The organism is Paenibacillus algicola, from assembly GCF_005577435.1.
Taxonomy (GTDB): Bacteria; Bacillota; Bacilli; order Paenibacillales; family Paenibacillaceae; genus Paenibacillus_AQ; species Paenibacillus_AQ algicola.
On sequence record NZ_CP040396.1, the window covers coordinates 638,630 to 651,623 of the forward strand.

Genomic DNA, 12,994 nt, shown 5'->3' on the forward strand with positions numbered 1-12,994 from the left:
GATACCCAGTATGATAAGCCCCTTCCATGAAGCTACAGAGAAGGGGCCCCATCGTAAACTGGCTGCTCAGTACTGTACATCAGGATGCCTCCGGCGACCTTTTTACGGATTCTGCCTTCTTTCAGCAGCTGGTTGATATTAGAGCGTGCGATCACTCTTACAAGCTCGTAATGGTCCTCATGGTCATCAATGCCATAGCGCTGCATGAGCTTTTGTACAATAATATCAAAGGTCTGGCCTTGGTAATGCTTGATGATATCCTGGATCTGCTGATACATATCATCGATACATTGCAGATTTTGCTGAATCAGGCTGCTTATATCCTTCTCCAGCCCTCCGTGATACAGCACATAGTGGCTGGCCCGGATGGATTTAAGCTTCTGAAGGGACTGCTTGGCGTTACCGGGGTCCGTAAACATAAGCAGCTTCTGCTTGGACAAGGTTCGGGCTCCAAACAGGGCGTCGGCACAAAATAAAACCTGATCCGGGGTTAGAATACCGAACATTCCCGGAAAGTGTCCGGGCAAGGTCACAAATGAAAACTTGACTCCCTGAATGAAAAACACGCCGTCATGGTAAGGTATGCTTTCTGTTACGAGAATTTCCGCTCTGGCATCCTGCTGCTGCGGGGCATAATCTAGCATGTTCATCACTGCACTGGCACCGGGATCGTTAACAATGGTAGCCGAGAGAGGGGAAGCATAGCACTTCAGATAGGGATGCTTCTCTTTCAAATAAGAGGCTCCCTTGGCACTCGCCAGATGAGCATGGGTTAAAAGAATGCTGCTTAAAGTATATCCCTTATCCGTGAGATCCTGCTCTATAAGCTCGGCCGTCTTAAAATCCGGACCGCTGTCAATCAAATGGGCTTCGCGGGTTGAGGGATTCAGATATCCTCCGATCGCATATTTTCCAGACCAGCAATACGTATTGCCGGCGACTTGAATGAAAGTAGGCTTAGACATTTTCTTCCGCTCCTGTCCATCAGATTAATATTTGATGTTATATTTCTTTGAACCTATCATGGCCATGAACGCAGCTTCTTCTTTCCGGTCCGGATTGTGTTTTTTGGATGGTCCTCCAAGGGTGGATATAAACAGGGCTGCAGGAGGCTTGGGATTAGGCCTTGCCTTTGAACTTTTCTTCGGGCTGCTCTGCTTGGCGGGCTTGGCGGAAGAGGGTGAGCTTATCTTTGGCTTGTTGACTGCAGCCGGGATATTTAATTTCTGTTGAATGGAGATCCAGAAAGACCTGCAAGGCCTTAACAGGCCGGTATCATCCGTTAATTGATCCCAAAGTGTTCTCAACTCAAGAAGTGAACCCTCGTTCCACGTAGGAGGCTCCTGTCCAGGTAGAGCTTGAACAGCATGTAAATCTAGAAGCCGTTCGAGTAAGCTCAGCTGCCTGGTGCTTATGCGAACGGCGATAACTTGATCCTGCTCATGCAGCGCCGAGGCTTTGTCGGCATAGTGCCCGACCCAGCGCAGAATAGCCTCCGCGTAAACAGATGCGCTGGAATTCGGCTTGTTGTGATGAGAATCGTTCAATAATTTCCCCACCTTACATTACGAAGCTCAAAGAAGGGTTTAATAGTCCATTCCTTCATCCCGGGCGAGCTCATCCCAGTATTCCGGCATCCGCTTCGGGTCCGGGATGGCTCTGCCCGACTCCTTAAGTTCTTTTTCAGAGGACTGGAAAAACAGAATAGAATCCATTTTTTTCATTAACATCCATTTCGTCATCAGGATCGTATCCATCATTCTCGTAATGGCATAATTAAATTGAATATACTCTTGGCTGGAAGGTGCATTAGAGAGGGCGGGATCCTGATGAATAAAGGCAAGAATTTTTTGAGCTTCGGCGTTCATCAGAGTAGCGAGAGCTTCCTCCTCGGCAGAAATAGAAGACAGCAGCTTTGCTGCCGCCTCATCCCAGTGCCCGGATTCGCGGAGGGAAGGATCGAACGGCATAATATGACCTCCTGGTTACTAGGCTGATCGTTTGTACTACTCCTCCGGGTAGCAGTCGTCATCATAATCAATATGCTCTTTGAGATCGAGTAGCATGACATCCTCCAGCTTGAACTGCAGGAGCATCTGGTTCTTGATCACATTGCGCAGCATGAGCTCGACACTGCGGTTAATTCTTAAAATGTCCTCAAGATCCACGCAGTGATCTTTTACAAAGCGCTGGATTTTCTCGCCTTCAGCGTTAATGATATGGGACAATCCGATCTCTTCCAGAGCGATGGAGGACAGCAGCAGGTTGATCGCTTCTTTCCTCTTCAATGTGATTTCAGGACGTATATCCGGAATGTTGGGCATGGACATGCTTGATCACCTCTCTTTCTGTGTAAAGCTCCACGATGCTTTCTACCCTGGACTGCAGCAGCATCTCTTGCTTAATAATGCTCTGCATCATGTCCAGAGACGCGGTATCATTCAGGAGGAGCCTGCACAGCTCCCGGGATTGAACCTGTTCATGCTGGGGGTATGCTGCCAGCAGACGTTGAGTCTTCTTCGCTTCTGAATGCATAACGTGAGCTAGCGAGAGCTCGGTCAGTGCAATGGCGATGAGACATAAAGCTTCGGCCTCATGAATGGTAATGCTGACGTTGACAGCGGAATCAGGAGCATTAGAGAGGCTGGGCTGTGACAAGCGGTTCACCTCTTTCTTCGGGTACCATAACCGTATACTGCAAGCACTTATACCTATGTCTTACAGCAGGCAGATTATTACTGCTGCGAGTATTTATTGTTGGCTTATATGGACAATGGCTCAAGCCTGATGGACAGATGCAGCATACCGTATAGCGTAAATATCTTACCGAAAGAGGGTGACTGGCCTTGTCGCAAGCGAATATTCCTAATGTGACGCCGAGTATCACAGTCACAAGAGACGAAGCGTTAAATCTGCTTCTTGCTTCCATTGCTATAGAAGAATTAGGTTTGGGACACATCATTAATGCCGAGGCTGAAAAAATTCAATACGCGGTCGGCACACTTCCGGGACTTACCGTGCCCTCCACCATTAATGATCTGATTGCGGTGAATTCCAGCGTTAAGAGTACAATGCAGGAATTGCTCAAAAAGGAAATGCTGCTGCAGCACAAGCTGGAAAGTGTATTAGGTGCTGTCGAATCAGGAGGGGGAACAGGGACTACCGGAGCAACAGGCCCGACAGGACCTACCGGAGCAACCGGGGCGCCGGGCGCCGGAGCGGTCATTCCGTACGCTTCTGGGCTGCCAGTCACGCTGACGACGGTTGCAGGGGGGCTTGTAGGCACGGTCGGATTAATTGGCTTTGGCAGCTCCGTGTCCGGGGTCAGTGCGCTTGGCGGAACTATAGATTTGACAGGGGTTGGCGGCAACCTGCTGAATTTTGCATTCTCGGCTCCGCGTGCAGGGACAATTACCGATATTGCGGCTTTCTTTAGTACGACGGTTGCCCTGAACCTGATCGGCAGCACGGTTACCATTACAGCTCAGCTGTACCGAGCTTCGCCGCCAAGCAACACCTTTGTCGCGATTCCAGGAGGCTTCGTGACGCTGGCACCGGCTTTATCGGGCGCGGTTGCGGTTGGAGCGACGAGCAACGGGTTGAATTCCGGATTGGCCATTCCGGTTGCCGCTGAGGATCGGCTGCTGCTGGCCTTTGAAGCAACAGCATCGGGCTTGAGCTTGATAAACCTGGTCGTCGGCTATGCCGGAGCAGGGATTACGATTAATTAATTGATGCCCGCAAAAATAAGCTCATCCCCGCAAAAATAAGCTCATCCCCGCATCAACTGCAGGATGAGCTTATTCTGTATGCCTGTCCGTCATTAGAGCAGCGCTTTAGCAATCAGGGAGTACAGCACAATGACGAGGTACACGAGAATCAAGTGCTGGATGGAGAAGATAAACATCTTCGTAGCCCAGGCCTTCTGCTCCGCTGGGTTATAGGTCTTGAAGCTGGTTACCAGCCAAGCCAGGTTAATCAGGAGGACAATGACAGCTACGATGGGACTGAACGACCAGAACAGGAAGCTGGACGCGCTCAGCAGGACCAGATAAACATTCGTCTGCGTATAGGCGCGTTTGATCCCTTTCACCACAGGCAGCATCGGGACACCCGCCGCTTTATACTCGTCAAAGCGCCGGATGGCGATACAGTAGAAGTGGGGCATCTGCCAGAGAATCATCGTAATCACGAGCGCCCAGATTCCGGCATGGGCATAGTCATGCGAAATGACCGACCAGCCGATCAAAGGGGGGACTGCGCCGGAAATGCTTCCGACTTCGGTATTATAGACGGTGCGGCGTTTCGTCCACATCGTATAGGGAATCATATATAGAAAAAGGCCGAGCAGTGCGAACAAGGCAGCCATCGGTGAGGCAAACAGCAGCAGCAATGTTCCGGCAACGGTAAGGAAAATCCCCAGCGCCAGACCGGTTCGGGTGTCGACCTGTCCGGTGACCGTAGGCCGGTTGCGGGTGCGCTCCATCACCGCGTCAATATCCCGGTCATACAGGTTGTTAAAGGCACCTGCAGCTCCAATGATGAAGGAGGAGCCGACCAGGGAGGCGAGAATAGCGAGCCAGTGCTCCCCAATGGAGGCATCATAAACATAAAGCGCCATGCACAGGCCGGTAAACACGGCGATCATATTGGAGCGGATAATTCCGGTTTTGACGGTTTCGCCTAGAGCTTTGGAGAAAGGCTTGTACTCTAGTGTAAGGTTCGCCTGTGATCTATTATTTATCATCATCTGCTCACTTTCCATTTTAGAATATTCGTGTGCTTTACAATTATAGCATTCCGGCTTCGGCTTTTTGCGATAAAGTCACAATATTAATAATAATGTCAATTTTAAGCCGACATTTTACCCAAATATCAATATCTTACCACAAAGTATAGGGAGTGCAGTAGCGTTTTCTTGCATGAAGCTTCATATTTGGCAGCCCGTGCTCCGCAAAAAGCACATAGCTCTCGATCCAATAGAGGTTGAATCTTCCATCAATGAAACGCTTGCATCAAGAAAACAATTGTGTTAACTTATACCTGTAACCGGTTACAGTCTCAGTTTCGCTCAGTGTGTAACGGGTTACATAGAGAATAGTATGTTGAAGCGTGCTTGTAACGACACACGTACCTATGGAATGAAACATGCCTATAAACGGAGTGATAACAAGGATGGCAACGATCAAGCAAGTGGCTCAGGCTGCGGGGGTGTCGGTAGCAACCGTATCCCGGGTCATCAACGAGAGCGGTTACGTTCATGAAGATACCCGGCGCAGAGTAGAGGATGCGGTCCGGGAGCTGAATTATACGCCCAATGAGGTAGCTCGGTCCCTGTACAAGCGAAAATCCAAGCTGATCGGCTTGCTGCTCCCTGATATCACGAACCCGTACTTTCCCCAGCTTGCCCGTGGAGTCGAGGATCGGCTGCAGGAGCAGGACTACCGGGTTATTCTCGGCAACAGTGATGAAAGCCGGGAGAAGGAAACGGAATATATTCAAACCTTTTTGCAGAATAATGTGGTAGGTGTTATTTCTTCAACCCATGCGCCTGACCATGAAATGTATACAGGTCTCAAGATCCCGGTTGTGTTTCTGGACCGGACTGTGAATGACAGCCCGAGCGTCTATGCAGACGGCAGAGAGGGCGGCAGGCAGGCTGCCCGTGAGCTGGTTCAGCGCGGAAGCGCCCGAATCGTCATTATTCAGGGACCTGCTGCTGTAAGGACAGCCATGGACCGTTATGAGGGAGCGGCGGAGCAGCTTGAGAAGCTGGGAGCATCCTATCAGGTGCTGAAGACAGACTCGTTCTCTTTTACAGAAGCAGAAGCGTGGGCACAGGAGCTATTCCGGCAATATCCGGACAGTGATGGCATTATTGCAAGTAATGATATTGTAGCCTTTGCTGTCTTGCAGGAGGCTGTACGGCTTGGGAAGAAGGTGCCGCAGGATGTGCAGATCATCGGATTTGACGACATTCCGCTGAGCCGGTTGTTAACCCCTTCCCTGTCGACGATTCATCAGCCGGCCTATGAGATGGGCAGGGCGGCGGCAGATTTGATCATTGCCTTGATCGAGGAAGCCTATGTAGAACGCAGAAATATCCAATTTGCAGTCTCTTTTATCGAGCGGCAGACAACCCGAAAGGTGGAATTGTAATGGCAAGAATAACGGTAATCGGCAGCTCCTCAATGGATCTGGTCGTCACCTCCAGCAAGCGCCCCGGTGCCGGGGAGACGGTGCTGGGCGACAGCTTCAAGACGGTGCCCGGCGGCAAGGGAGCGAATCAGGCCGTTGCAGCGGCCAGACTGGGGGCAGACGTTACGATGGTCGGCTGTGTCGGGGATGATCATCTAGGTGAGATCATCTTGAATAACTTCAAGGAGAACGGGATTCATACGGACTATGTGGAACCGGTTACAGGTATGGAGAGCGGTACAGCACATATTGTGCTCGCGGAAGGTGATAACAGCATTGTCGTCGTTAAAGCCGCGAATGACTGCATCACTCCGGCTTACGTGGACCGGGCGTCCGCAGCGATCCGGGATGCAGACATCGTCATGATTCAGCAGGAGATTCCGGAAGAGACGGTCGTTCATGTGAGTCAGCTGTGTCAGGAGTACGGCGTGCCGCTGATGCTGAACCCCGCTCCGGCACGTCCGGTGCCGCCGTCTGTCATTGAGCGTGCCGCTTATATTACGCCGAATGAGCATGAGGCAGCCATCCTGTTCCAGGGAATGCCGCTTGGCGAGGTGCTGCGGCGCTACCCGAACAAGCTGATTGTTACCGAGGGCAAAGCGGGCGTCCGGTATTTTGATGGGGAGCAGGAGGTTGTCGTGCCCGGATATGCGGTGAAAGCGGTAGATACCACAGGGGCAGGAGACACTTTTAACGGGGCGTTAGCCACTGCACTCGCGGAAGGTCAGAGTCTGCAGGACAGCCTCCGGTTTGCCAACAGGGCAGCAGCGCTGTCGGTAACCAAGTTTGGCGCTCAAGGCGGAATGCCGCAGCGCAGCGACGTCGAAGGGAGCCTTTAAGATGAAGAAGCAGGGCATGGTGAACAGCCATATTGCCAAGGTGCTGGCCGATCTTGGCCATACCGATCTGATTGTCATTGCCGATCTCGGGCTCCCGGTGCCTCCGGGCGTGCTGAAGATTGACCTGGCGTTGACGCAAGGGACTCCGGGCTTTCAGGACGTCGTGAGCGTCGTGGCGGCGGACATGGTGGTGGAACGCGTTATTGTCGCTGAGGAGATAAATTCTGTAAATATGGAAACCATGCAATATATAGAGGGAGCCTTTCCGGACAGTACCCTATCCCAGGTTCCACATGAGCAATTCAAGGAGCTGACCCGGCAGGCGAAGGCTATCATCCGAACCGGGGAAGCCAGGCCCTATGCGAATTGTATTTTGCAGTCGGGCGTTCATTTTGGATAAGAGGAGGATTAACCATTATGCATATCCAGATGAGCAACATTCATAAAGCCTTCGGCACAAACCAGGTGCTGACCGGTGTCGACTTTGACTTGACCGGGGGAGAGGTTCACGCCCTGATGGGCGAGAACGGCGCCGGTAAATCGACGCTGATGAATATATTGACCGGCCTTCACAGCCGGGATCAGGGAAGCATTTCGATTGACGGGCAAGAGATTGCTTTTTCCAGCCCGCGGGAGGCGGAGGATTACGGCATTGCATTTATACATCAGGAGCTAAACATTTGGCCGGACATGACCGTGCTGGACAACCTGTTTATCGGGAAGGAGATTACGTCCCGGCTCGGGGTGCTGAACCAGAAGCAGATGAAGGCCATGGCCGAGGAGCAGTTCTCCAGACTGTCGGTCAGCATTCCTCTCTCCCAGGAGGCGGGAATGTGCTCGGTTGGTCAGCAGCAGATGATTGAAATTGCCAAAGCGCTGATGACGAAAGCCAAGGTCATTATTATGGATGAGCCTACCGCCGCCTTGACCGAGCGGGAGATCCGCAAGCTGTTCGAGGTCATTGACTCCTTGAAGAAGCAGGGCGTGTCCATCGTCTACATCTCCCACCGGATGGAGGAAATCTTCGCGGTGTGTGACCGGATTACCGTTATGCGCGATGGCAAAACCGTGGACACCAAGCCCATCCCGGACACCAGCTTTGATGAGGTCGTTCGCAAAATGGTCGGCCGGGAGCTGACCGAGCGCTATCCGGCGCGCAGCCCGTCACCAGGCGAAACCGTGCTGGAGGTCAAGGGCATCAGCGGCAAAGGCCGGTTTGAGAATGTCAGCTTCTCGGTCAGAGCCGGAGAAATCGTCGGCGTATCCGGGCTGATGGGAGCAGGCCGCACCGAGATGATGCGGGCTATCTTCGGGCTCGATCCGCTGAGCAGCGGTGAGGTGTGGATTCGCGGCAAAAAGGTGTCCATCCGCAAGCCCGATGATGCCGTAAAGCATGGCATCGGCCTGATTACGGAGGACCGGAAGGATGAGGGCCTCGTACTGGATTTCTCAGTCCGCGAGAATATGGCACTGCCGAATCTGTTCAGCTTCTCCTCGAAGGGCTTTATCTCCACCCGCAAGGAGCAGGAGTTCGTGGATACGCTCGTGAAGCGGCTGCAGATCAAGACGCATACGACTGAAACGCCGGCTGGCAGTCTATCGGGCGGTAACCAGCAGAAGGTGGTCATCGCCAAATGGATCGGGATTGGCCCGAGCGTCCTCATTCTGGACGAGCCAACCCGCGGGGTAGATGTCGGCGCGAAGCGTGAAATCTATCAGCTGATGAACGAGCTGACCGAGCGCGGGGTTGCCATCCTGATGGTCTCCTCGGAGCTGCCGGAGGTGCTCGGCATGAGTGACCGCATTCTGGTCGTCCATGAAGGCCGGATTGCCGGAGAAGTGAAGGGCAGCGAAGCTACCCAGGAACAGATTATGACACTAGCTACAGGAGGTCAGTAACATGACAACCCTCAATGAACCTAAAGCGGAAAGAAACTTCAAGCTTGGCCAATTCACCCAGAAGCTCGGTCCGCTGCTCGGACTGATCATCCTGATTGTGATCGTCTCTGTCATGAACCCAAGCTTTCTTGAGCCGCTGAATATACTCAACCTGCTGCGTCAGGTATCGATTAACGCCCTGATCGCGTTCGGGATGACATTCGTAATTCTGACCGGCGGGATCGACTTGTCCGTAGGCTCCATCCTGGCGCTTTCCAGCGCACTCGTTGCCAATCTGATGGTCGCAGGCGTGGACCCGATCTTCGCGATTATTATCGGCTGTGCAGCCGGGGGGATCATGGGTGCGGTCAACGGCCTGCTCATTACGAAAGGCAAAATGGCTCCATTTATCGCTACACTCGCGACGATGACTATATTCCGTGGACTCACGCTGGTCTATACCGAGGGTAACCCGATTACCGGCCTTGGCGACAGCCTTCCGTTCCAGCTGTTTGGACGCGGCTACTTGCTCGGCATTCCGGTTCCGGCGATTACCATGATTCTTACCTTCGCCGTGCTGTGGATCATTCTGCACAAGACCTCCTTCGGACGTAAAACCTATGCCATTGGCGGTAATGAGAAAGCATCCATTGTGTCCGGTATCAAGGTATCTCGTGTAAAAATTATGATTTACTCCCTGGCAGGCATGCTGTCCGCCCTGGCCGGAGCGATCCTGACGTCCCGTCTGAACTCGGCACAGCCGACAGCGGGCACCTCCTATGAGCTGGACGCTATCGCAGCCGTAGTGCTTGGCGGCACCAGCCTGACCGGAGGTCGAGGCCGGATTGTGGGTACATTAATCGGCGTACTGATTATCGGAACGCTGAATAACGGCCTGAACCTGCTGGGCGTCAATTCATTTTATCAGATGGTCGTCAAGGGCGTTGTTATTGCGATAGCCGTTCTGCTCGACCGGAAGAAAACGGTATAAGGAGGAAATTCCTGATGAAAAAAGCGAACCTGTTTCTCCTGTCGCTCCTGCTGGTGTTCATCACCGGCTGTTCCATGGAGCCGCCTGAATGGGCCAAGCCCAAGCTCAGCGGCGATGTGAAGGATCTCAAGATTGGCTTGTCCGTATCTACGCTGAATAACCCCTTCTTCGTTTCATTGAAGGATGGTGTTGTAGAGGAGGCCGCCAAGCAGGGGATGGAGGTCATTGTCGTCGACGCACAGAACGACTCTGCGAAGCAGAGCAATGACGTGGATGATTTGATCCAGCAGGGCGTTCATGTCCTGCTCATTAATCCAACCGATTCGGCGGCCATTTCGACCGTAGTACAGACTGCGAACAGCATCGGCATTCCTGTGATCACGCTTGACCGCTCCGCGGACCAGGGTGAGGTGGAAGCGCTCGTCGCTTCCGATAACGCAAAGGGCGGCCAGATGGCGGCAGAGCATATTGTAAAAGAATTGGGCAAGAACACGAAGGTCATTGAGCTGGAAGGAGTGCCGGGAGCGTCCGCTACCCGCGAACGCGGTCAGGGCTTTCATGATGTAGCCGACCTGGAGCTGGATGTCGTTGCCAAGCAGGCTGCTGACTTCGACCGGACGAAGGGACTGAACGTTATGGAGAATCTGCTCCAGGGCAACCCGGATGTGAAGGCGGTCTTCGCTCATAATGACGAGATGGCGCTGGGAGCCATTGAAGCGATTCAAAGCTCCGGCAAGGACATCATGGTCATCGGCTTTGACGGCAATGACGATGCGTTGAAGTCCATTGAGGCCGGCAAGCTGACGGCTACGGTTGCGCAGCAGCCAGAGCTGATCGGTCAGCTGGCTGTACAGGCCGCCGTGGATGTCACCTCCGGCAAAGAGGTGGAGGAGGTCATTCCGGCACCGCTGAAGCTGGTGATTAAAGAATAATAAAGAGCAGGGGGCTGTCTCCTTCAGGACTTGAAATCCTGGGGAGCAGCCCCCTGCTTGCGGTAATGGGACGGTGTCCGCCCTTTAATGGACTTGTACACCCGGTTAAAGGTGCGGATGCTGCTGAAGCCGCATTCCAGAGCGATCTCCATAATGCTGTCGTCGGTGTTTTCCAATTTGATTTCGGCCAGCGACACCCGCACCATATTAAGGTAGGTTTTGAATGACAGGCCCAGGGTCGATTTAAAGGTCCGGCTGAAATGGAAGGGATCCATATTGAAATGCCCGGCAATCGACTCCAGCGTCATCTCGGTGCGGCAGTTCTCCTCGATATAAGACAGCATCTTCTGCAGGCGAGCCCGCTGCTCGTAAGGCTCTTTAGCCTTGGGAGCCACCGGCATGCAGCGCTGCAGGTCTGCGCACAGCTGCATCGTGAGGCCGCGGACCATGAGCGCCGAGGCGGGAGCAGCGGCTCCGCCGCCCTCGCATTCCTGGTAGATGGCTTGCAGCAGTCCATACAGCCGCTTCCGGTCTTTTTCAGCGGGGGTGAAGTAGGGAGAGGTAAACTGGAAGTCGCCCGGCCATGTCCGGGAGGAGCCGAGCAGCTCGGGCTTAAAGACCAGTACCGTCGCTCTGGATTCCTTGCCGCCATACTCGAAGGAATGAATGTCGTTACTGCTACAGATCACGAAATCTCCCGCATGAACCTCCCGCTTCTCCTCATTGACACCCAGCAGCAGACTGCCGGATTCAACGTAAATAATCTCGACCTCGGGATGGCAGTGGGCATAGAACTGGATATTATTGTGACTGAAAATCTTTAAGGGAAGCTCACTGTCAAATTTCCAGTTCTCGTAAATGAATTTCATGCCGCTCTCCCGCCTTTTCGCATCGTCTCCGCATCATTTCGTGGGCAATACTGCTTGTTAACCATGTCCATTCCATCATAGAGAGCAGGGGCGTTTTTGTCCAGTAGCTGGCGGCCAGAACAATCACCACACAAAGAAACACGGCAGCTTCAGGAAGAAATCCCGTCACCGCCGTGCGCTATACATGCTCCTTATACTGGGGTATATGAACTCTTCATGTCGTAGAAGCTGCCGGAGTCTGAAGACAAATGGAAGGCCCACATGGCTTCCAGCACATGGTACGCCAGCTCACCGCTGGCCTGATGCCGCCGTCCCTCCAGAATAGCCTGTGCCATGTCGGCCGGGCCCAGCCCGCGGCCATTTGCAGCCATGCCTTCGATCAGCGGCACCTCGGTCCATTCCTCATCGCCGAGCTTCTTGTATTGTACGGTGCCGCCGAACGAGTTCGGATCGGGCACTCTCAGGCTGCCCTGGGTTCCGTGAACCTCGATGGGAGGCAGCGAGCTGCCGCCGAATATATCAAAGCTCGTAATCATCGTCGCAATCGCCCCGCTTTCAAAGGCGAGTGTCCCCGTCACGTGGGTCGGAATCTCAACCGGGATTTCGGCCCCTTTTTTCTTCTCACTCGTAATGACACGCTTCTCAAATGCTTTGCTGGTCATGCCGGCTACGGTACGAATCGGTCCCATCAGCTGCACCAGTGCGGTCAGGTAGTACGGTCCCATATCAAACATAGGACCGCCGCCCTCGGCATAATAGAACTCCGGATCGGGATGCCAGTGCTCGTGACCGCGGCCCATCATGAAAGCGGTCGCCGAGATCGGACGTCCGATCACGCCATCCTTCAATAGCTTCAGTGCGGTCTGCAGTCCGGCGCCGAGGAAGGTATCCGGAGCGCCGCCTACATACAGGCCCTTCGCTGCGGCCGTTTCCAGCACCTGACGCCCCTGCTCTAGTGTCAGCGTCAACGGCTTCTCGACGTACACATGCTTGCCGGCCTCCAGAGCCATCAGGCATACGTCGCCGTGCGCGCCGGGAATGGTCAGGTTAATGATCAGATCAATATCGGGATGATCCAACAGCTCCTGCGGCGTGCAGGCTGCCGGGATCCCGTACTTCTCCGCCTGGCTGCGAGCCCGCTCCACATCAAGATCCGCACAGGCTACAATTTCCAGTGAATCAAAGCTTGGGATATTCTCCATATAAATGCCGCTGATGTTGCCGCAGCCTATAATACCTGTCTTTAATTTGCTCATGTTGATTTCAGCTCCTAAATGAATGAGGTGT

Annotated in this window: 15 protein-coding genes; 7 read left to right on the forward strand and 8 right to left on the reverse strand. The window is 53.4% G+C overall.

Going from position 1 to position 12,994, the window contains the following annotated elements; genetic code table 11:
* Positions 1–32 precede the first annotated feature (32 nt).
* The 5 genes from E6C60_RS02895 to E6C60_RS02915 are packed head-to-tail and all read right to left on the reverse strand — an operon-like array spanning position 33 to position 2,658.
* Complete coding sequence (locus tag E6C60_RS02895; RefSeq protein ID WP_138224397.1) at positions 33–965, reverse strand: MBL fold metallo-hydrolase; 933 nt, start codon at positions 963–965, stop codon at positions 33–35.
* 24 nt (positions 966–989) lie between these two features.
* Positions 990–1,547, reverse strand: a complete 558-nt coding sequence (locus E6C60_RS02900; protein ID WP_138224399.1) for a hypothetical protein — start codon at positions 1,545–1,547, stop codon at positions 990–992.
* A gap of 39 nt (positions 1,548–1,586) precedes the next feature.
* Positions 1,587–1,970, reverse strand: coding sequence for an alpha-helical endospore appendage domain-containing protein (locus E6C60_RS02905; protein ID WP_138224401.1), 384 nt, complete (start codon positions 1,968–1,970; stop codon positions 1,587–1,589).
* Between the two features lie 36 nt (positions 1,971–2,006).
* Positions 2,007–2,330 carry an alpha-helical endospore appendage domain-containing protein gene (locus E6C60_RS02910; RefSeq protein WP_138224403.1) on the reverse strand — a complete coding sequence of 108 codons (324 nt, stop codon included), beginning with the start codon at positions 2,328–2,330 and terminating at the stop codon, positions 2,007–2,009.
* Positions 2,296–2,658, reverse strand: a complete 363-nt coding sequence (locus tag E6C60_RS02915) for an alpha-helical endospore appendage domain-containing protein (RefSeq protein WP_138224405.1) — start codon at positions 2,656–2,658, stop codon at positions 2,296–2,298. The genes E6C60_RS02910 and E6C60_RS02915 overlap by 35 nt, the downstream gene beginning before the upstream one ends.
* Positions 2,659–2,846: 188 nt before the next feature.
* Here E6C60_RS02915 and E6C60_RS02920 point away from each other — a divergent pair, with 188 nt between their 5' ends.
* The gene (locus E6C60_RS02920; RefSeq protein ID WP_233281115.1) at positions 2,847–3,731 is read left to right on the forward strand and encodes an exosporium glycoprotein BclB-related protein; all 885 of its coding nucleotides are present in this window, start codon (positions 2,847–2,849) and stop codon (positions 3,729–3,731) included.
* Positions 3,732–3,823: 92 nt separating this feature from the next.
* Here the strand turns inward: E6C60_RS02920 and cyoE are convergent, their stop codons facing one another.
* Positions 3,824–4,747, reverse strand: coding sequence for a heme o synthase (gene cyoE / locus E6C60_RS02925; protein ID WP_233281205.1), 924 nt, complete (start codon positions 4,745–4,747; stop codon positions 3,824–3,826).
* A 428-nt stretch (positions 4,748–5,175) separates the two neighbouring features.
* Between cyoE and E6C60_RS02930 the strand changes: the two genes are divergently transcribed.
* The 6 genes from E6C60_RS02930 to rbsB are packed head-to-tail and all read left to right on the forward strand — an operon-like array spanning position 5,176 to position 10,838.
* Positions 5,176–6,159 (forward strand): LacI family DNA-binding transcriptional regulator, encoded by a 984-nt coding sequence (locus E6C60_RS02930; protein WP_138224409.1) that lies wholly within the window; start codon positions 5,176–5,178, stop codon positions 6,157–6,159.
* A complete protein-coding gene (rbsK, locus tag E6C60_RS02935; protein WP_138224411.1) occupies positions 6,159–7,037 on the forward strand; it encodes a ribokinase in 879 nt (292 codons plus the stop codon). Before E6C60_RS02930 ends, rbsK begins: the two co-directional genes overlap by 1 nt.
* Before the next feature lies 1 nt (position 7,038).
* The gene (gene rbsD / locus E6C60_RS02940; RefSeq protein ID WP_138224413.1) at positions 7,039–7,437 is read left to right on the forward strand and encodes a D-ribose pyranase; all 399 of its coding nucleotides are present in this window, start codon (positions 7,039–7,041) and stop codon (positions 7,435–7,437) included.
* Between the two features lie 17 nt (positions 7,438–7,454).
* Positions 7,455–8,936, forward strand: coding sequence for a sugar ABC transporter ATP-binding protein (locus E6C60_RS02945; RefSeq protein WP_138224415.1), 1,482 nt, complete (start codon positions 7,455–7,457; stop codon positions 8,934–8,936).
* Position 8,937: 1 nt separating this feature from the next.
* A complete protein-coding gene (rbsC, locus tag E6C60_RS02950) occupies positions 8,938–9,906 on the forward strand; it encodes a ribose ABC transporter permease RbsC (RefSeq protein WP_138224417.1) in 969 nt (322 codons plus the stop codon).
* A gap of 14 nt (positions 9,907–9,920) precedes the next feature.
* Complete coding sequence (rbsB, locus tag E6C60_RS02955) at positions 9,921–10,838, forward strand: ribose ABC transporter substrate-binding protein RbsB (protein ID WP_138224419.1); 918 nt, start codon at positions 9,921–9,923, stop codon at positions 10,836–10,838.
* A 23-nt stretch (positions 10,839–10,861) separates the two neighbouring features.
* Here rbsB and E6C60_RS02960 read toward each other — a convergent pair whose 3' ends face one another.
* Positions 10,862–11,707, reverse strand: a complete 846-nt coding sequence (locus E6C60_RS02960; RefSeq protein WP_138224421.1) for a helix-turn-helix domain-containing protein — start codon at positions 11,705–11,707, stop codon at positions 10,862–10,864.
* A gap of 191 nt (positions 11,708–11,898) precedes the next feature.
* Positions 11,899–12,963 carry a Gfo/Idh/MocA family protein gene (locus tag E6C60_RS02965; RefSeq protein ID WP_138224423.1) on the reverse strand — a complete coding sequence of 355 codons (1,065 nt, stop codon included), beginning with the start codon at positions 12,961–12,963 and terminating at the stop codon, positions 11,899–11,901.
* Positions 12,964–12,994 lie beyond the last annotated feature (31 nt).